The sequence below is a fragment of the Paenibacillus zeirhizosphaerae genome (assembly GCF_030705605.1).
GTDB classification, from domain to species: domain Bacteria; phylum Bacillota; class Bacilli; order Paenibacillales; family Paenibacillaceae; genus Paenibacillus; species Paenibacillus zeirhizosphaerae.
On sequence record NZ_JAPCKK010000030.1, the window covers coordinates 201,244 to 221,044 of the forward strand.

The window sequence follows — 19,801 nt, forward strand, 5'->3', positions numbered from 1 at the left end:
ACCTATTTTAGAACGATCAGTAAAGTATTTTTTTAATTTTTTTATAAGCTACATTTCTGAGAGCCGTTATTCCAGGTGCACACTGAAATTTGAGAATGATGATTCTATTATATGCAAAAAATCAATGCATCAATTTTCTAAAACTTTCATCGATACATTGACAATTCGGTTTAGTTTTTCTTTATCCGTCGAAGTCCTTGCCATTGCTCTTAGGCCAACGGAGATATTGTGCAGGTACTCTGCCATTTTCTTGGCATCGTGATTAGAGGAGAATTCTCCATCCCGCTGTCCCCAAAGAATAATTTGCTCGAACATCTGCTCTGCTGCCGTAAACTGTTCAAGGGATCTGGTATCCACATCAGTATCACGTGCGGCCAGCTCTACCGCCGAATTCACGATTAAGCAACCAGATGGCATATCCTCTGATTCGCTGATCATAAAACCAAAAATTGTATGCAGTGCTTCCACTGCAGTCTTGGACGTTTTGACTTCTGCGAGCAATGTGGCGTTAACTTTGCTGCAGTATCGATCCATAGCCTGCAGAAACAGCGAATGCTTGTCGTTGAATGTATCATATATACTTCTGCGATGAATTCCCATATGCTCAACGAGGTCACTCATCGATGTCTTCTCATAACCTTGTTCCCAGAAGATCTCCATTGCTTTATCCAATACTTCGTTCACTTCAAACTCTTTACTTCTAGCCATATCAATTTCCTCCCGAAATTAATGTAACACATTGAGTTGGCTTTGTTTTGCGTAGCTCAACGCACTGTCCGCATCTCATGTAAACCACGTAAATACGTGGTCAAAAGCAATTTTAGGCTCTCATCACGGTCAAGGTTCATTTGGAAGCCATTTTTAAGTTCCAGTGATGCAAAGCCATGCACCAGGCTGCGGAACCCTCTGACAACGTGTAATGCCTCTTCTTCGCCAAATGAATAACCCTCCAGGATGCGGAGGATCAGTCCGACAATTTGATGGCTGGCCTCCTTAAGCTCCGGATCCATCAAATCCTGTGCTGCCGTCATCGCATCGTACAGTCCTGGTTGTTTCCTCGCGAAGTCAACGTACGCCAGTCCCGCAGCCAACAACGCCTCATCACCAGACTTGCCCAGCACTGCCTCTACCATGGCCCCTTTAATCCGGGTCAACCCGCGGAGAGACAATTGTTTTTTTAGTGCTGGCAGTCCCTTAATATGGTTGTATAAGGAAGGGGTCTTCACTTGCAGCTTGGCGGCGAGCGCAGCCAAAGTTACCTGTTCTACACCATGAGCGTCTGCAATTTCCATAGCCGCCTGTACAACAGTTTCCGTATCCAATCCTTGTCGATATGCCATATCCGTTCCTCATCTCTGTGTATGCATGTTTATCTGTTGAATGATTACTTCGTTAAATCCAGTCTAAACTTTCTCTCAGCTTCTTCCAAAGCCTTGTCCATTTCAGCTATTGGGTTCGGCAGCATCCACCCGTGCCCAACGGCGAGCAGGCTTGGGTTCAGCTCTCTAAGCTTGCGCGCACTCTCCAGAGATGCCTGCTTATTCCAGGTAGCGAATGCCGGAAAAGGGAACCAAGGCTTCACCACGCCGGCCACGGCTATGCCGCCGCGTAGCTGGAAAGCGTCGCCTGTGACCAGAGCGCGGCTGCGCATGTCCAGAAAGGCCATCTGACCAGGGGTATGGCCGGGAGCAGCAATCGCTTGCAGGGAACCGATCCGGTCCCCATCCTGTATCAGCATGTCTGGCCTAGTGCGAATGGACTTGGGAACATCGCCTTTGATCGGCAAATTCGGCTCACCCTCCTCGAGCGCCCTGGAGCCGGCCAACAGCTTCGCATCCCGTTGCGAAATATAGACCTTAGCTGTAGGCAGCGCCTGCTTAAGAACGTCCAAAGCGCCTACATGATCCCCATGCGCGTGAGTCAGCACGATGCGGGTAATGGGCTTTCCGATACGTTGGGCGGCTTGCAAAATCCCTTTGGCGCTAAAAGGCATCGCAGCATCAATCAACGTTAATTCTTGTTCCTCCTCGACCAGATAGCAGTTGACCGGAAAGAATCTGGGCAAAAACGCAAGCTGATATAGAGCACCGTTTTGAGTAATCTGCATAAACAAAACCTCCCGAGAAATTATCTATATTAGTATAATAACTAATTACATTAGTTTATTCAAGAGGAAGTTTTCAATTTATCTCTCTTCAGAAAGGAAAATAAAAAGAGCTGCGAATTATCGCTGCTCTTGTCAGGAATGCTTTAATATGCTCCTTTAATTACAAAAAACGAGCCCCGAATAGTTCCAGCTAATTTAGACTTTTGCCTGGCAAACTTAAACTTCCCTTCTAACTCCTTGGGGATCTCCATCTCCTCAGAAAGCTTAAAACCAACGGCTCGCTTCTTAGGATCATCAACCGTATACATGACGTTGACGGCAAGACCATCCTCATAAAAAACGTAGGCAAATTGGATGTTTTCCACTTGAAAACGCGACGTTTCTAAAGGTTGGGCCGCAAACTCAATATCACGTTCTTCTTTCAAAATTCGATTTACATAATCAAGAGTCTCCTGGCTTTCGTTGGCTGGTACAACCGTAAATTCATGCTTATATTTGTTCATAAAGTAACGGGCTTCATTAGCACGTAAACCAGCAAGCGCTTCTGCTACGGGTGAAGATTCTAAACCAACCAGAGACACATTTTTGAAATCAACAATATAGGACATTTCATCACTCCTAAAAGTTTTGCGAGCGTTACTTCTTAGAACCTGCTTCGAGCAAAGCCCGCATCGGAAGCATTCACTTATTTCCTAACGACAGGAATCCACATTTCGCCAAAAACTGAGCCGTTTCGCTGTCCCATTTCAACCGTTGCATTTGGCCCGCCAACATAGGCAAAATCCTTTGCTTCCGGCAAGACTTGTCCAAAGGCCATGCCGGCAAGCGTATTACTCAACTCCTCCGCCGTCTTCCCTTCCCCTTTTACAACCAGGTATTCCCCTTTAGGAAATTGAATAACCCGGGATGCTTCGGGTACCGATGCCTCTGTCATGACACCAGCATAATGCATCATCTTGTTATTCACCGCTTCGTTTACGGCAAAAATGTAGTCATTTGTGGCTACAGCCTTTAAAGTGTCAAGCCTTCCGTCTTGTTTCACAGCCTGCCAAAAGTCTGCCTTCTCCTTGTTTATGCCAGCATAGTCTGTGTAATCGCTCTTAAGCTCAGTTCCAATGCCTAAAACGATAAAGCTGTCTTTTTCCTCAAGTGTGTAATTTTCCATATTCAAACCCTTCCCTTTTTTGAAATTTATCAAATGATTTGTGTTTTCACTTGATGGGTTTATAATAACCATAAATCATGTCAAAAAATGATACTGTTTAGGAGGACCGATGAAAAAGGTTGAACGAATTAATATCATCATGCGGTATATCAACAATCGCGCCCACTTTACCATTTCTGAAATCATGCGCGAATTTAACATCTCTCGTTCGACAGCTCTTAGAGATATCCGAGAAATTGAAGCTATGGGGTTACCCCTTGTCGCTGAAGTTGGCAGGGATGGGGGTTATTTTGTCATGAATAACTCTGTCCTGCCCACGGTCCGCTTTACCGATAATGAGATTAAGGCTCTGTTTATTGCCTTTATGGCCACAAGAAATCAACAGCTGCCCTATCTAAAGAGCCGTCAGTCTCTGGCTGAAAAATTATTGGGCCTCATCTCGGAGAACCAGCAAGATGATCTTGTTCTTTTAAATCAAATCTTGCTGTTTGAAGGGACCAACCCCCATAATCCCGACCTGCTTGATCTGTCAGACCTGCCCCATCCTATGTTAGAAAAACTCATCCAAATCCTTCTGTTGGATAGCTATTTATTGCTTTCCATCCAAGAAGAGAAGGAAATAAAGTCTTGTCCCATTGTTCTCTTGCACCTTTATCGTGAAAAAAGCTTATGGCTAATTGAAGGCTTTGACTTAGAGGAAGAAAAGAGGCGGATTATTCCTGTCGACAATATCATCGATGTACAACCATATCCTGCGAAAAAAAGAGTAAGCAAGAAAAAGATTTTAGAAAAACTAAGTCAGCAGGAAGAGGTCATCAACCTTGTCCTGGAACTTGGCCCAAAGGCGATTGCCCAGTTCAAAAAGTACCATCCTTTAAAAGCTTCAATTTCTTATACGAATCCTTACCAAACTACAGCCGTTCTAAAGACGTTTATCAATGTGCATCATTCAGAAGAGTTAGCGGAAATAACAAATTGGCTGCTTTTCCTGGGTGAAGATATCCAGATCAGGGAGATACCGGAAGAAATCTGGGGAGGTCTGCAAGAGAGATTAAACTCATACTGCCCATAGCAGCGCGTCCTGTTATCGGAAGTGCCTGCAGCACATGATGAGCAACTGCAGGGCAAGCGTCTGGGCAAACCATTCAAAGCCCTTTCCGCGTTCCTGTACCTCATGAATAATCGCACTCTGCATCCATTTCGAGTGCGTAATGACCTGGTATTAGTGTAAGTATGATCCCTAAAGCGATCTGCGTTAAAGCAGTAGGAATGGCTGGTACATAATTTTTTCAACAAGAACGCAGTGCAATCAGGCGGTGTATTGTGCCAATTATTCCAGACTAAACAGTCTGTTCATGGGTACTTGCAGTTTCTTTAGCTTTTTGTTCACAACCTGTAGTCCATATGCTCACCCTGTCTGCTGTATCTGTAAAATTTTCAGTCTAATACGAACTTTGCTTGATAAACGATGATGGCTTGACCTGCCACATGAACAGAAGCAGGTTTGCCGTCGTTAAGTAAAACTTCAACCTCGACCGTCCCGGGTCTTCCCATGGCTTCTCCCTGCTTGCTTCGAAAACGAAATGAGGTCCCGGAAGGTTTGACGAGTTGATGCAGAATTAAATAAGGGCCTAACGGACCGTTGGCATTGCCAGTCACCGGATCTTCATGGATACCGATCGCTGGTGCGAACATCCTGCCCTCAACCAGAACATCGTCGTTTCCAGCAGCTAACGTAAATACATAATACCCATTGCAGTTGATGGACTTACTTAATTGCGACAGTGCTTCATAATTAGGAGCGATTCGATTCATTTTTTCCTTGTTTTTTAATGGGATCATCACTTTTGAGTGTCCCGTAGAAACGATTTGTATCGGAACATCGGCTATTAAATCCTCCCTCGATAGTTTCAGTGCCTCTAACAGCTTTGTTTTGTTCTCTCCTTTAATAACCGGACCCAAGTCGATGGTTCCTTGTTTCATCACGATTTTATAATCATTATTCTCGCGAACGATATCGACCGGCAAGATCCCTGCCCCGGTTTTGTGCAATACCCTTGTTGATTCTAGTTGCAGTTCGGTCGCCCGCGCATAATGAGCCGCAATGGTTGCATGTCCGCAGATTGGCACCTCCACCGTAGGCGTAAAGAAACGAACATGAACATCGTAATCGGGAGAGTCTGATGCCAATATAAAGGCTGTTTCCGAGTTGTTCACTTCTCTTGCAATATGTTGCATTTCGGCTTCCGATAGACCGTCTGCGTTGACAATGACACCGGCTGGATTCCCGGCAAACTTATCCTTGGTGAACGAATCGATTTGGTAATAACGGTACTCCCTGGTCATACTGTTGTGCTCCTCTGTTTTGGAGAATGAGGCAGTTAGGCCTTGTCCGACCACCTGTATTCATTCATTATATTAGCAACTGTTAAATGAATTCAATAAGGTTTTTTGGCGACATCTGCCCGCAATGCGACACTTCGACCGGATGTTCAGCACCTCACGAAAAGCCACAGCACCGGTGTCATCTTGACGGGGGAGTGACCACATTACAGGTTAGTGGATTTCTTTTTTTGTGATATACTTTTTTGGAACAACCCGAAAAACCTCCACGGCTGTGGAGGTTTTGGTTAAATATGGTTTAAACTTGGTAGAGCTTCCGCAAGATGGAAAAAATGTCGTGCAACAATACAAATGTATGGTATCTCTTTGAATTCGATCCGACAGCCCACGAACTTCAGTTGAAGAATACCCTACTGCTCTGAGCGTTTACCTTATCATTCACTTCAGGTTGCCCGTACATGCGCCTTGCTCCAGTAATAAAATCGGTTGTTTGAATCACAATATTTCGATATAGCCTTCTGTTCCATGCACACGAATTTGTTGCCTGTCTTGGATCAGTTTGGTAGCATTCTCTACGCCGACAACGGCTGGCAAGCCATATTCACGTGCGATAACGGCTCCGTGGGTCATCAGTCCGCCAACTTCGGTAACCAGGCCTTTTATGGATACAAACAAGGGTGTCCAGCTAGGGTCCGTAAAGGCGGTGACTAATATATCTCCATCTTCCAGATCAGCCTTTTCCATGTTTAAGATGACACGTGCTCTCCCCTCTATAACTCCGGAAGAAACAGCTAGACCTGCAATAGCTCCGTCCGGGAGATTTTCTCGTTTATACTTACCTGCAATAATTTCACCATCAGACGTGATCATACGTGGTAGGGTCAGTTTTTCGTATCGCTTGTGATCGTCTTTTCGTTGGCTGATGAGCTGGTAATCCAGTTTATTTGTGCGTACGGCTTCGTGAAATTCTGCCAAAGTGAGATAATATACATCTTCTTTTTCGTCAATAACGCCCGCTTGTACGAGTTGTTGTGCTTCTTTCAGCAAAGCCTGCTTATACACGAAATAACGATTCACCATGCCGTATTTTGGATATTCCCGATAGCCTATGAAATTCCGGACGAGGTCGATCATTCGTTTGGTTTCTTTGGCTTTTTGTTCACCATCCGGTAATTGCTGCAATCGCTCTAATAATTCTTGTTCTTTTTGCAAAGCTTCCTGCCGTCCCTGCTCAAATTTCCGCTGGCTGGCATTAGGCTCAAAGTTTTTGATGTTACCCAGAATCAACGGGACAAGTGTAATTGGCTTTTCGCTCCAACGAGTCCTTGTAATATCAATTTCTCCGGCACATCGCATTCCGTATTTGTCGAGATAATCATGGATAGCTTTTTGGGTTTCCTGCCCGCCATGCAACTTAAGCAGACCATCCAAGAAGTTATCATTTTTTGTATGTTGTAAATATTCAATGACTTCCGGATAAGGACGAATCACATCCGCGACATCCAATAACGCCAGACCCATTTCCGAAGTAATATTGTTGGGTACGGATTGAGAAAGCGTGTCTGCCGCGTTTTTTTCACCCAACCACTTGTTCATGTTTTCGTTGATCCATGCTGAAGCATCCATCGCAGCCATAAACACAGCCGAGCTTTGCGGGTCAAATAAAATCTTCTTTAATTGCTGCATATCGTCCACAATAAAATCAAATAAATCCGATCCTGATTTCGTATGAATGTTTTGTTTTAACTCTTCGATCGATGCTTGATTGCGCTTAATCAAATCAGAAACGATGGCCGGATCGCTATCGATTTGTGTTCGAGCACCTGCAGACGGCATAGCTTTATTGCTTTTGCCAGCTTCTTTTTCATCATTTGGTAATAATTTGATAAAATCTCGCTCGATTATGGTCATAAGTGCGTCTTCAAAGAGCGGGTCGGATTGCCCCATATTTAATAAAGCTTCTCTGCCGGCAGGCGAAGCCAGGCGAGATGTGATATCGACAAACAATCTTCCGCCGGCTGTATGCATAGGTGCAAGAGTTGTTGACAGAAAAAAAGACAATCCCAATGGTTTCATGGCATCGGTCATCATTTGCTGGTGGCCGACAGATAGGTAAACGTGATTTTCCTGATCATTTGCTTCAGGGATGGGGTATAACGTCGTGATGGGGCGGCTCTGGACAATATAAAATGTATCATCAGCCAAACACCATTCGATATCTTGCGGCTGGCCGAAATAAGCTTCGATCTCTCTTCCGATGTGTGCCAGTTGTAAAATTTGCTGGTCAGTAAGGGTTTGCGTGTTTTGCTGCTCAGGCTCAATCTGCTTTGTCTCGGTTCCCCCTTCTTTTCGTCCATAGATCGCCAATTTTTTGGATGCGATCCTCTTATCGACGATTTGCCCATCCTGTACTTTATAGCCATCGGCAGATACTAAGCCAGAGACCAGTGCTTCACCAAGTCCAAAGCTGGCATCGATGGATAACAGCTTTCGGTTAGAAGTCATCGGATCAGCGGTAAATAAAATCCCTGAAGCCTGTGGGAAAACCATCCGTTGCACGATAACGGATAAATAAACCTGACTGTGATCGAATCCATTTTGCATACGGTAGATGACTGCACGATCTGTAAATAGGGAAGCCCAGCATTTGCTGATATGCTGCAGGATCGCTTCCTTGCCGATGATATTTAAATAGGTGTCTTGTTGACCTGCAAAAGAGGCATGTGGTAAATCTTCAGCAGTCGCACTGGAACGCACGGCATAAGCATGCTCCTCACCAAACTGGGAGAGATAGTGAGTGACTGCTTTCACCACATCCGAAGGCATTTCCACTTCCGTAATGGCATGCCGAATCTTCCTGCTGATTTCACCAATTTGATCTCGATCTTCTATTTTTAGCATGGTTAGTCGGTCCAGCAAAGCATGATACGTTTCATTTTGTTCGATGGCTTTTTGATATCCCACGGTTGTAACGCAAAATCCTTCTGGTACTTGTATTCCTTCGATTTTCGACAATTCCCCTAAATTTAATCCTTTTCCGCCAACAAGCAGAAGCTGCGTTTGTTCCATTTCCTGAAAACTAAGAACCAAAGAACTCATTCAATATCTCCCCGCTTTCTGCTCATTGAGCGTTCTCATACAAATTTGCAGGCAATGTCTGCAGGAATGGTGACCAATCACCCGTCGTGTAAAGATGAAGCTGGTGCATGGCCCGCGTACACGCCGTATACAGAAGCTTGCGTTCATTGTCCCGACCGTAAGCTTGAGGTGAAGCCTCATAAATCAGAACCGCATCAAACTCAATGCCCTTGGCGAGATATACGGGAATGATCATCACTCCTTTCTCAAAGGCGACCGTCTCCTTCGTAATGAGCTGTAACGCTTCTCCTTCTTGCATCCGTAATGATTCAAAGGCAACGCGGCTTTCGGCCGCAGTCTTCGTAATGACGGCAATAGAGTCGAAGCCTTTGGCTTTAAGTGCCGCGATGTCTTTCAACATTCGCGCATCACGCTTCTCCCCGCCTTCTAACGTGACAAGAAGAGGCTTCGGTCCGCTCCTTGCAAAGGGGACGATTTCCGACCCGTCAGAGAGCAATACCTTCGTAAATTCCACAATCTCCCGAGCTGAACGATAACTGCGCACAAGGCGGATCAAGCTTGTTTCGGCTTCGCCATAAAGCTGAAACAGCGGAGAATCGGACTCCTGCAGGTTGGTAGCCTGCATAAAGATCGCCTGCCCGAAATCGCCGAGTACCGTCATGCGGGCACGAGGAAACAGCTTTTTGAGATACTCATATTGAAACGGCGAATAATCCTGCCCCTCATCGACAAAGACATGCCGAATCTCCGTGTTCGTGCGGACGCCTTCGATCAGTTCTTTTAAATACAAATACGGAGTCGCATCCTCATAAAATAATTCGAGCCGGTCCAGCTTTTCTTTGGTTTGCTTGCATATTTCAGGCCATAGAACAGGGATTTCGATCTCATTCGTCTTCTCCAGATAAGTAGCTTCATCGTCAAATAATTGGGCGTACAGGCCCTGGACATCGATAAACGATAATTTCCTCACGCTTTGCCTTAGCGGTTTGAAGCCCATCTTCACGATCCTTTGGCTGAGCAAATCCTCCTCCCGCTCGGCGAAGTCAAAGTCGCCTTCATCCCCCCGACGTTTGTTGCTTATTTTCTCGTAAACTGCGGCGTAACGCTCGGCAATGTCAAACACTTCCCTGTCCTTGTGCAGCTCGCCGAAAATTTCCGCATATTGCTCGCTGTCGAGATAATTCATTTCCTCCTCTACCCAGGACGCCCTGCGCTCTTTGCGTTCCATCAGCGACAGCTCCTTCAGAAGCCATTTCTGCAGCAGTTCAACACGATTGGCCAAACGCAAGGAGGGGTCGTAGCTGTAAAATTGCGATCTCATTTGCTCCGCGGTGATCAGATCACGGTCCCGAAACCGAATGCCGTTGAAAAGCATGCCTTCCCGCCCCAGCCACAACGCATAGTTTTGCAGGGCTTTCGAAAAAGCCTCGGACGCCTTGTACTTCATCCCCTGCAGGCGAGCCTCATAATGTGGAGTCGATTGTGCGGTTAGCACATATTCGATCTGATCAAAGGCATCCTCCAGACGTAAGGATGAACCAAGCCAATATTCGAGATATTCCTGCAAAGTCGTCTGCTGCATGTTCTCCTCGCCGAGCTCGGGAAGGACGGAGGATACATAGCTGTTGAAAATCGGATTCGGCGAGAAAAGAACGATCTGGTCAGCCTTAAGCGAATCGCGGTTTTTGTACAGCAAATACGCTACACGCTGCAAGGCTGCAGAGGTCTTCCCGCTGCCAGCCGCCCCTTGCACGATAAGCAGCCGGCTATGATCGTTGCGGATGATGGCATTTTGCTCCTTCTGGATGGTGGATACGATACTCTTCATTTGTGAGTCCGCGCCTTTGGCCAGCATTTGTTGGAGCAGTTCGTCGCCAATTGTTACGTTCGCGTCAAACATATTACGGATTTGTCCATCGTGAATCTGATACTGCCGTTTCAGCTCCATCATGCCCGTGATCTGTCCACCCGGCGTGACGTAAGCAGCCGGACCGGGGGAATGGTCGTAGTAGAGACTGGCGATGGGAGTGCGCCAATCATATACCAGGAAGCTCAATCCATCTTCGGCGACGAAGGAAGATACGCCGATATAAATCTGCTCGCTCTGCTTCAGACCATCCTCCAGAAAGTCGATGCGTCCGAAATACGGAGATGGGAACAGCCGATTTAAGCTCTTCCATTGTTGCGTCAGAAGCCGGTGGCCGCGCTCCCGTTCGGATAACACAGCGGCCTGTTGTTTGATCGTATAAAATGTTTCTTCAAATTCTTCGTCCGAGCTCGTGTTGACCGTAACTTCTTCCCAGAACCGCCTGCGAATCTCAGCAGCCTGATCGTGCAGCCCGGTAATCTCCGGTTCCAACTCGTCGATCCTTGCTTTCAGCTTTTCCCTGACCTGATTCAGCCGTTCTTGTTCCGTCCGCCATTCTTTCGCTTCCATGTTGTTCTGAACACACTCCTTTTCGGTCTAGTCTGCAAAAAAGAGCATTGACAAATCAGAGGTCACTGGTATAAAATAAAGTTAGGAAAAGTAATTAATATACCTTTATTGACATGAATTTCAATCGCGCTACCGATTATAACATAGCGCTTTTTTGTGTTCAAATGTTTTTTTGTATCTTGGCTTATCTGCCAAGCTTTTTTTGTTTTCCGCATAATATGAACACCAATAAAAAAGCTTTTTATAGTCTCCCTTTCGGGCGATTATAAAAAGCTTAAACGGCTTTGTAGCGCCTATCGCGTCCCCTTTAAAATTTTCCAGGGAATTGTTTGACAATGCCTTCTGTCAGGATATCTGCTAAATGAATCATATGGATCTCGTTTTTGTCGGTTGCTGCAATATCCGCTTTCCAATCCCCTTTGAGACAGTTGAGGACTAATTCCGTAATCAACTGAAGGTGTGTGTACAGCATATCTTGCAACATTGTAAACTGCCAGTTCGGATTCGCTGTGCTTAAAAATTTGGCGATATCGTCGGCATTTTTATGCCAATCCGCCTCTAACTTTTTCACATCCACCTTACTGCCTGCCTTGGCCGCCGCTACAATTTTCCCTGCGATCAGAATATGCTCTCTCAGAAGATCAGCCAGCTTATTGCCGGCGGCTTCCCCATAATAAGGTTTGATTACATTGCCTATGTCCTGCTGGTTCCGCAAAAGCCGATCCAATACGTCCTTCTGATCTGGAAGATTCGCTATGGCGCTAACAATATAACTTCTTGTCCATATCGTATGGTCGATCCAAGCTTTCCGCATATCGCCTTTCAGCTGCACCATTTTGGGACTTAGGCAAGTCAAATCCTTTTCCGCGCCTGCCTTCGCTTGCACGGATACTGCTGGTGTCATGCTAACAACAAGCGCTAAGGTTAACAGCAATGCCGGCAACCATTTGTTTTTCACATTCATCTGCTCCTCTGTACGTTTGGGATAAACCAATTTGTTATATTATGGTTGAAATATCTGATTTTATACAGAGCATTACATCCTTACATTCCCTATTCGATATGTTCGTATAGAAGTACACTTTCAATGAAGTTTGAGTTTCTTCTTAATTTTTTTTCCTGTTCCTTGTTGATTTCTCCAGTTTCATACATCTTGCGTATTGCATATCGTTCTGCATCGATCACTTTAAGCCGTAGTTCTTCCTTCTGTTTCTCAAATAATTCATCATGATTATCGTTTATACGTTTGAATCTGCCGAGTATGTTTTCATAGTCAAGCATTACAGCATACAGGTATTCCGGTTGTTGTAATGTTTTAGCGTGATCTTCGAGGCTTGTAATAGCAGCCTTCATCGCTTGAATTTGTACTTGTGTAATTTCACGCCATGTATCCTGATTCGAATATTCCCGCTGACGGAATCTTCTTGCAATATGAACAATAGCATGCTTGATCCTTTTGATGAAAAATTTTGCTCCAGATCGTAGGTTATACTCCAATGCCGCCTCCTGCATGTCAAAAAATTGCATTACTCGATCGTACACCAGAATATCAATTTTTTCATTACTCAAAAGATCAGAGACATGCTGCCTTTGGATATTAATAGCCAGCATTCGAATTTCATTTATTTTTCGGTTGAATTTTGTCACATATTTATCATTATTGTGCTGTCCAGAGAGGTTCCGTTGGAAATTAAGCGTGTATTCCTGCATGAGTCCGACCGCCGCCGGTTTATTGTTATCATTCATTTCTACTTTAATTTTTCGGATCGCTACAAGCAGAAGTTTAATTTTAGCCGCGCCGAGCTCCGATTCATCTGCTTGCTCCTCGTCTTTCTCACCGTTACTGAGTAAGGGTAGAAAGACAGTAGCTAAAACTAGAAGCAGCAGAATAACACCGGCAGCAATAAAAATAATTAACGAGCGCTCAGGAAATGTGTTTCCATTGGCAAGGGAAAGCGGTATGCTAAGCACACCTGCCATAGTCACGGCACCCCGCACACCCGTTAGAGTCGTGATTAAATCCTTCTTGAGTTGTGGTTTTTCTCCCTCTTTGTTGTTCGCCACGTAATAAGTGTATTGTGAGGTAAGCAAGGACCAAACCAATCGAATAACAAGGATAGTTACTCCTACGGCTGCCACATACCCTAGAGCCAGCCATCCACCTATGTAAGGTTGTGAAAGGATATCCATCATGGAAGATGGAACATTCATACCCAATAAAAAGAAAACAAATCCATTCAGTATAAATAACACCATAGACCATGTATTTTCAGTAAGAACCTGTTCTTCAGCAATAAACGTCTCCGTGTACTGTTTCACGGTAGAGTGCACAATCCCTGCAATAACTACCGCTATGACACCTGAAGCATGCAGAAAATGCTCTGTAACGATATAAATGGCAAATGGAGTCAGGATTTGCAGCAGCGTATGAAAAGTGGCGTCATGTATTCCCGCTTTACGTAATCTAAAACGTATGGAGGTTACAATTATGCCAAGAACTAACCCTGAAAAGGCACCGGCTAAAAAAACATAAGAAAAATCCAAAATAGCTTCTTTTAGGGAAAAATAGCCTGTGACTACTGCCGCAATGGCAAATTTAAAGGCTACTAATCCTGATGCATCATTGATCAGCGACTCCCCTTTCACCAAAACCATTACTTGATCTGGGATCTTTATTCTTTTGGCAATCCCGGTAACTGCGACGGGGTCAGTAGGTGATAGGATGGCTCCTAAAGCAAATGCAGCGGCTAGAGGGATACTCGGGATAAGATAATGAATCACATAACCGCAGCCTATTGTCGTCAAAATGACCAGGAAAAACGCATTTCCCAATATGAGTGTCTTCATTCCCCATAATTCTTTTTGCGGAAAATGGCGGCCGTCATTGTACAAGATCGGTGCGACAAATAATAATAAAAACCACTCCGCATTCATTTCGAACGAATAATTACCCGGTATGAGCGTAATAATTATGCCTAGAGCTACTTGTATCAAAGCAGTAGGAATGGCTGGTACATAATGACTGACAATATTAGATATCAATAAACCAACCATAAGCAACAGAACAATCATTAATAAATCCATTTTTTCTCTCCACCTCTCCTTGAATAATTTCAAAACATAATCAAGAATTATAAGTGGTATTTTTGCCTGAATTCGGCTTCTTAATTCATTACACACTGATCTCCTTTTAAAACTGAACATGCGAAGCCCAAGCCAATCTGGCCTGAGCTTCGCCTATAAGCGGGTGATTTCATATTGGGAAGCAAAAGGGCTGAAAAGTTTGCTTTCTCCTTATTGTGGCCCTACAACCGGATGCGGTACATACGGTTCTTCCAGGAATGTTATTTCTTCCTCTGATAGTTTAACCGACAGGGAGGAAATTCCATCCTCAAGATGCGACCTCTTCGTAACTCCGATGATCGGAGATGTTACCGGATCTTTATGGAGTAACCAAGCCAGGGCGATCTGGGCGCGGGAAACGCCATGCTGCTCTGCGATTGAAGCTACTCGCTCCGCGATCAAACGATCGGCATCGGCCATTGCATCGTATTTATGTTTCTGAATCTGATCCGTTTCGGAACGATGCGTGGTTTCTTCCCAGTCTCTTGTCAATCTTCCGGATGCAAGCGGGCTGTACGGGATAACCCCAATCTTCTCTTCTTTGCAAAGCGGCAACATCTCCCGCTCCTCCTCGCGGTACATCAGGTTATAATGATTTTGCATGGATACGAACCGGGTCCATCCGTGCCTCTCAGCAACATGGTTGGCCTTCAGAAACTGCCAGGCATACATGGCAGATGCACCGATATATCTTGCTTTCCCGGCTTTTACTACGTCGTTCAACGCTTCCATCGTTTCTTCGATAGGCGTATGATAGTCCCAGCGATGAATTTGATAGAGATCCACATAATCGGTTCCTAGCCTTGTAAGACTGTTATCGAGCTCGCTGAGAATAGCTTTTCTGGAAAGCCCCGCCCCGTTCGGGCCTTCATGCATGCGGAAAAAGACTTTGGTCGCAATGACCACTTCATCCCGGTTGGCATAATCCTGAAGTGCTTTACCGATAATTTCCTCACTTGTCCCATCTGCGTACACATTGGCCGTATCGAAGAAGTTAATGCCTGACTCGAGCGCTTGTTTGATAATCGGCCGGCTTTGTTCTTCATTAAGCACCCATGGATGAATCCAACGTTCCGCAATCCCAAAGCTCATGCAGCCCACGCACAGCCTGGACACATCCAAACCCGTATTGCCAAGCTTTACATACTCCATTCATCAAACAACTCCTTATTGTGGGATATATTGGACTTAGCTTACCAGTTATAGACTATAGGCGAGGAACAATAATATCAATGAATATTTATATGTGATTTGTAAATTAATGAACATTAGAGATGGTTCATATTTTCCGACGATTATATCTTTTTAAAGGCTGGTCCCAGTCGTTCGATAACCTGCTCTAATTGTCCAGTCAGATAAGGCGAAATGTCTCCGATGCCAGATACTGCTTCTAATAAGGGGAAAGTATGTCCATCCCATGCTCCTTGTGGATCAAAGACTTGCCTGCCGACGCGCAGGCCTCCTTCATCCATGAAAGTGTTCAATCTATTCAATCCTTCTGTAAGCAGCCCAACCGGTAGCGCCTTGCTCCTACGCTGGGACCATTCTGCTAAGAAGGACATACCACGCAATATATCATATTCAAAAAACCTAGGAAAGCAAGGCTTCAGCCATTCCGTATCAATGACGGTCCCATTTTGTTTAGAGCAGACAAGACGATGCTCAATTAAGTACCGTGCGCCTTCATCTAAGAAAACAGCTTCCTGTTCAGTAAATTCGCGGTCAGTATGCCATAAGATAGCTTCAAGCGGAGGGAGTGTTGAAACAATAGAGCTTTTTCTAGAGTGAGTATAAGCCTCAGGATCGCAGTTCAGTCCGCCATCGGGTAGCTGATGCTTCAAGATCCATTCACGAATCCAAGGCAGTTCCTTGTCCAAATCACAACCATATGCCATTAAAATCATATAGAATACGGCAAGTTCACAATGGCAGCAATCCAGCTTCATCTTATCACTTTCACTTGTCGGATGGTCATCAATAGAGATGATGAAGGTCTGCCAGACCTGATTTTCGAGTAAATCTTGTGCTGTAACAATAGCAGATTCGGGAATGAGCTTCACCTCGCCCATTTCATATAGAACAGCCATATGCCACCAAAATCCATCCCATTTCCGTCGACTGTTCTCACTGTGGGTCATCTCATATTTCGAAGCAGACTTAAGAAAATTTATAGATTCTTCCATTGCCAAAAGAATAGTCTGATTGGTTTCCATCTCAATAGCTCCTTTGTGATTGCCCACAGTTCATGGATTTGATGCTTACTTCAAGTATCTTCCTGTGATCGATTGCTCTGCATGGATGATCTGCTCCGGTGTGCCCTCGAACACTACCTGGCCACCCTTGCTGCCTCCATCCGGTCCTATATCGATGATCCAATCCGCTTGGGTGATCACATCGAGATTGTGCTCGATGACGATCACCGTATTGCCGGCATCCACCAGGCGGTTCATGATCTCCAGAAGGTGACCGATATCTGACATATGCAGGCCGGTCGTCGGCTCGTCCATCACGTAGATGCTGCCCTTCTTATGCAGCTCGCTTGCCAGCTTGATGCGCTGGCATTCCCCGCCCGAGAGCGTGCTGAGCGGCTGGCCGAGCGTAATATAGTTCAGTCCTACATCACTCAACGCCTGGAGCTTGCGTACAACATCTTTTAATTCAAAAAAATCCAATGCCTGTTCCACCGTCATCTCCAGCACTTCTGCAATGGACTTGCCGTTCAGCTTGTATGCAAGCACCTCTTCCTTGAACCGCCTACCTCCGCATACCTCGCATGGCAGCTTCACGCTGTCGAGGAATGCGAGATCTGTATACACAACACCCAAGCCTTGGCAGTTCTCGCATGCCCCCTTGGAGTTGAAACTGAACAAGCCTTGGTTGACCTTGTTCGCGGAAGCAAACGCCTTGCGCACATCGTCCATAATGCCCGTGTAGGTCGCGGGATTCGAGCGTGTTGACACACCAATCGCCGATTGATCGATAACGATCGCATCCGGATGCTGGCTTAGGAATACTTCGTTAATCAACGTACTCTTGCCAGAGCCAGCGACACCCGTAACTACGGTCAGCACTCCGGTTGGAATATCTACACTCACGTTTTGCAGGTTATGCAGTGTAGCATTTTTGATGGACAGCTTACCGGATGGCTGCCTGCAATCGTGTTTTAACTGGAGCGGCCGCTTCATATGGGTACCTGTCAATGTATCTGCCTCCAGCAGGCCTTGGTAGCTTCCTTCGTATACGATGGTACCGCCGCGGCTGCCGGCGTGAGGCCCGACGTCGACGATATGATCCGCCACCTTGATTACATCGGGATCATGCTCGACGACAATCACGGTGTTGCCCTTGTCGCGCAGCTTCTGGAGCAATTCATTTAACCGGTGCACATCACGGGGGTGCAAGCCAACGCTGGGCTCATCGAAGATGTAAGTGACATCCACCAGACTGCCGCTCAGGTGCTTCACCATCTTGACACGCTGCGACTCGCCGCCGGACAGTGTATCTGTCTCACGGTCCAGCGTCAAGTAGTCAAGTCCGATATCCACTAGATGCTGCAACCGCTCCGTCAGTGACTTGACGATCGGCGCGGCAATCGCGTCGTCAATCTCCCGAATGACGTGAATGAGCTGGCCAACCTCCATGGCGGACATCTCTGCAATGTTGAGTCCATTGATCCTACAGCTAAGCGTGGCCTGACTGAGTCTCGCACCGTGGCAGCTCGAGCAGGAACCCTCGGAGATGTATGGTGCAACAGCTTTTTGTGTGCGCTCAGACTTCGTTTTTACATCCTGCTTGATGTATTTGTTGGTGAACTTCTCGATGACCCCTTCTACTGTTATGTTCATCTCCTTCCCAGCGAAATCCATCTTCACTTTCCTTGCCTTGCCGTACAGGAGTTGCTCCAGGTCCTCATCCGAATATTCGCTTAGCTTCTTATCGGGATCAAAGGGCCCTGCCTGCACGATGATGTTCCAGTCCCATCCGCTCACCGAATAGTCCGGCAGCATAATGGCTCCTTCATTCAACGACTTTGACATGTCCAGCGCCTTGCTCAGGTCAACGCCCAATTTGCGACCGATCCCGTTACATTCGGGGCACATGCCTTGCGGATCGTTAAATGAGAACATGTTCGCTTGTCCAACATAGGGCTGACCCACTCGTGAGAAGAGAATACGGAAAATAGGAGAGATATCGGTAATCGTACCCATCGTGGAATGGGAGCCGCCGCCCAGCCGCTTCTGATCCACAATAACAGCCATGCTCAGGTTCTCGATCGCGTCCGCATCCGGCTGTGGATAGCGCGGCAGGAAATTACGAACGAACATGCTGAAGTTCTCATTCAGCAAACGTGTGGATTCTGCAGCAATCGTATCGAAGACGATAGATGACTTGCCGGATCCGGATACCCCGGTGAAGATCGTGATCTTCCGCTTAGGGATGCGCAAGGATACGTTCTTGAGATTGTTTTCCCTCGCAGCCGAGATTACGATATATTCCTGATTAGATTCACTCATGGCTAACATCCTTCCGATCGTGTTAATTTCTACTCATTTCACAATAGATAATGTTGTTTATAAAGTGGTCATGTCAATCACCAACCGATAACGCACATGGATCAATCTTCCATTTTTCCAACTGTCTGTATTCATTATATAATCAACTGTTAAATGAATTCAATTTTGTGACAACGAAAAACCATATAAAAAGATACACCTTTCTATTATGAAGGTGTATCTTCGAAAAAATATATTCTCATGGATATTCGGCTATATGACGACACAGGCTCTCGGGATGTAGCGTTCAGATTACGAGTTCATTTCCTTCAGTACCTGACCTAGTCTGTCGAGATTTTGCTCGTTTGCCTCTACGCAGATGTCCTTGGCTTTCTCGAAATCTTCCTTCACTCGGAAAGTTTGACGGAAGGTCACTTTGGTGCGGCCATCCAGATCGTCAAAGGTAGCAGTTATCCGAAATTGGTGCCCGGAAAGATGATCCAATACGACTCGCTCCACCGGCACGACTTCTACAAAAACGCTCTCATTCGGATAATCCTTGCCGTCAGGCCCGTGCATGGTGAGCTGCCATACGCCGCCTAACTTTATCTCGCACTTATGGAACGTATTCGTGAAGCCGTTTGGTCCCCACCATCGAGCCAGCAGCTCGGGAGTTGTCCAGGCCTGATACACCAATTCCCGTGGCACATCGAATTCACGCATGGTAATGATCTCGTTATTGTTCATGTTCATGTCTCTCCTTCAAAGAATTTGCCCAGCGCGTCCAGCATGAGACCCGTACCTGGCTTTGACCGCAAGTCTATAAACCCGCTCCGGCAACGCTTGATAAGTCCGCTCGATCGCGAAAGTCGCATGTTTGACAAAATGCTCACTCATTTTCAATATCCTCCTCGGGTTTCGCTATCTGATTGTCTTCGGCCAGAAAGTCACCCAACCGCTTCAGTTGATGATGTCGAGCGGACGAACCATCTTCACTCTTCGGCGCTAGCTTCGTACCGGTGGCTTTATTATAA

15 protein-coding genes are annotated in these 19,801 nt (G+C 45.9%); 1 reads left to right on the plus strand and 14 read right to left on the minus strand.

The window, feature by feature from the left end:
- Window positions 1-129: 129 nt before the first annotated feature.
- The 5 genes from OIN60_RS18865 to OIN60_RS18885 form a co-directional block, all read right to left on the minus strand.
- Window positions 130-708 (minus strand): TetR/AcrR family transcriptional regulator, encoded by a 579-nt coding sequence (locus OIN60_RS18865; RefSeq protein ID WP_305756411.1) that lies wholly within the window; start codon window positions 706-708, stop codon window positions 130-132.
- A gap of 56 nt (window positions 709-764) precedes the next feature.
- Window positions 765-1,340, minus strand: a complete 576-nt coding sequence (locus OIN60_RS18870) for a TetR/AcrR family transcriptional regulator (RefSeq protein ID WP_305756412.1) — start codon at window positions 1,338-1,340, stop codon at window positions 765-767.
- 44 nt (window positions 1,341-1,384) lie between these two features.
- Window positions 1,385-2,107: an MBL fold metallo-hydrolase gene (locus tag OIN60_RS18875; protein WP_305756413.1), complete on the minus strand. Its 723-nt coding sequence runs from the start codon at window positions 2,105-2,107 to the stop codon at window positions 1,385-1,387.
- 143 nt (window positions 2,108-2,250) lie between these two features.
- The gene (locus OIN60_RS18880) at window positions 2,251-2,715 is read right to left on the minus strand and encodes a DUF8821 family protein (protein ID WP_305756414.1); all 465 of its coding nucleotides are present in this window, start codon (window positions 2,713-2,715) and stop codon (window positions 2,251-2,253) included.
- Between the two features lie 77 nt (window positions 2,716-2,792).
- Window positions 2,793-3,272 (minus strand): GyrI-like domain-containing protein, encoded by a 480-nt coding sequence (locus OIN60_RS18885; protein ID WP_305756484.1) that lies wholly within the window; start codon window positions 3,270-3,272, stop codon window positions 2,793-2,795.
- A 109-nt stretch (window positions 3,273-3,381) separates the two neighbouring features.
- Between OIN60_RS18885 and OIN60_RS18890 the strand changes: the two genes are divergently transcribed.
- Window positions 3,382-4,344: a helix-turn-helix transcriptional regulator gene (locus tag OIN60_RS18890; protein WP_305756415.1), complete on the plus strand. Its 963-nt coding sequence runs from the start codon at window positions 3,382-3,384 to the stop codon at window positions 4,342-4,344.
- A gap of 365 nt (window positions 4,345-4,709) precedes the next feature.
- Here the strand turns inward: OIN60_RS18890 and OIN60_RS18895 are convergent, their stop codons facing one another.
- From OIN60_RS18895 to OIN60_RS18935, 9 genes are all read right to left on the minus strand, one after another.
- A complete protein-coding gene (locus tag OIN60_RS18895) occupies window positions 4,710-5,618 on the minus strand; it encodes a PhzF family isomerase (protein ID WP_305756416.1) in 909 nt (302 codons plus the stop codon).
- Between the two features lie 492 nt (window positions 5,619-6,110).
- Window positions 6,111-8,714 carry a phosphoenolpyruvate synthase gene (gene ppsA / locus OIN60_RS18900; RefSeq protein ID WP_305756417.1) on the minus strand — a complete coding sequence of 868 codons (2,604 nt, stop codon included), beginning with the start codon at window positions 8,712-8,714 and terminating at the stop codon, window positions 6,111-6,113.
- A 22-nt stretch (window positions 8,715-8,736) separates the two neighbouring features.
- On the minus strand, window positions 8,737-11,151 hold the full coding sequence (gene helD, locus OIN60_RS18905) for an RNA polymerase recycling motor HelD (protein ID WP_305756418.1): 2,415 nt from the start codon (window positions 11,149-11,151) through the stop codon (window positions 8,737-8,739).
- A gap of 307 nt (window positions 11,152-11,458) precedes the next feature.
- Window positions 11,459-12,109: a glycosyltransferase gene (locus OIN60_RS18910; protein WP_305756419.1), complete on the minus strand. Its 651-nt coding sequence runs from the start codon at window positions 12,107-12,109 to the stop codon at window positions 11,459-11,461.
- A gap of 95 nt (window positions 12,110-12,204) precedes the next feature.
- Window positions 12,205-14,235, minus strand: a complete 2,031-nt coding sequence (locus OIN60_RS18915; protein WP_305756420.1) for a Na+/H+ antiporter — start codon at window positions 14,233-14,235, stop codon at window positions 12,205-12,207.
- A 210-nt stretch (window positions 14,236-14,445) separates the two neighbouring features.
- Window positions 14,446-15,426, minus strand: coding sequence for an aldo/keto reductase (locus OIN60_RS18920; protein ID WP_305756421.1), 981 nt, complete (start codon window positions 15,424-15,426; stop codon window positions 14,446-14,448).
- A gap of 143 nt (window positions 15,427-15,569) precedes the next feature.
- Window positions 15,570-16,487: a prenyltransferase/squalene oxidase repeat-containing protein gene (locus OIN60_RS18925; protein WP_305756422.1), complete on the minus strand. Its 918-nt coding sequence runs from the start codon at window positions 16,485-16,487 to the stop codon at window positions 15,570-15,572.
- Between the two features lie 45 nt (window positions 16,488-16,532).
- A complete protein-coding gene (locus OIN60_RS18930) occupies window positions 16,533-18,788 on the minus strand; it encodes an ATP-binding cassette domain-containing protein (RefSeq protein WP_305756423.1) in 2,256 nt (751 codons plus the stop codon).
- 291 nt (window positions 18,789-19,079) lie between these two features.
- A complete protein-coding gene (locus OIN60_RS18935; RefSeq protein WP_305756424.1) occupies window positions 19,080-19,520 on the minus strand; it encodes an SRPBCC domain-containing protein in 441 nt (146 codons plus the stop codon).
- Window positions 19,521-19,801 lie beyond the last annotated feature (281 nt).

Coding starts and splice junctions, on each gene's coding strand:
- OIN60_RS18865 (WP_305756411.1), bottom strand. CDS start 708: ATGGCTAGAAGTAAAGAGTTTGAAGTGAACGAAGTATTGGATAAAGCA.
- OIN60_RS18870 (WP_305756412.1), bottom strand. CDS start 1,340: ATGGCATATCGACAAGGATTGGATACGGAAACTGTTGTACAGGCGGCT.
- OIN60_RS18875 (WP_305756413.1), bottom strand. CDS start 2,107: ATGCAGATTACTCAAAACGGTGCTCTATATCAGCTTGCGTTTTTGCCC.
- OIN60_RS18880 (WP_305756414.1), bottom strand. CDS start 2,715: ATGTCCTATATTGTTGATTTCAAAAATGTGTCTCTGGTTGGTTTAGAA.
- OIN60_RS18885 (WP_305756484.1), bottom strand. CDS start 3,272: ATGGAAAATTACACACTTGAGGAAAAAGACAGCTTTATCGTTTTAGGC.
- OIN60_RS18890 (WP_305756415.1), top strand. CDS start 3,382: ATGAAAAAGGTTGAACGAATTAATATCATCATGCGGTATATCAACAAT.
- OIN60_RS18895 (WP_305756416.1), bottom strand. CDS start 5,618: ATGACCAGGGAGTACCGTTATTACCAAATCGATTCGTTCACCAAGGAT.
- ppsA (WP_305756417.1), bottom strand. CDS start 8,714: ATGAGTTCTTTGGTTCTTAGTTTTCAGGAAATGGAACAAACGCAGCTT.
- helD (WP_305756418.1), bottom strand. CDS start 11,151: ATGGAAGCGAAAGAATGGCGGACGGAACAAGAACGGCTGAATCAGGTC.
- OIN60_RS18915 (WP_305756420.1), bottom strand. CDS start 14,235: ATGGATTTATTAATGATTGTTCTGTTGCTTATGGTTGGTTTATTGATA.
- OIN60_RS18920 (WP_305756421.1), bottom strand. CDS start 15,426: ATGGAGTATGTAAAGCTTGGCAATACGGGTTTGGATGTGTCCAGGCTG.
- OIN60_RS18925 (WP_305756422.1), bottom strand. CDS start 16,487: ATGGAAACCAATCAGACTATTCTTTTGGCAATGGAAGAATCTATAAAT.
- OIN60_RS18930 (WP_305756423.1), bottom strand. CDS start 18,788: ATGAGTGAATCTAATCAGGAATATATCGTAATCTCGGCTGCGAGGGAA.
- OIN60_RS18935 (WP_305756424.1), bottom strand. CDS start 19,520: ATGAACATGAACAATAACGAGATCATTACCATGCGTGAATTCGATGTG.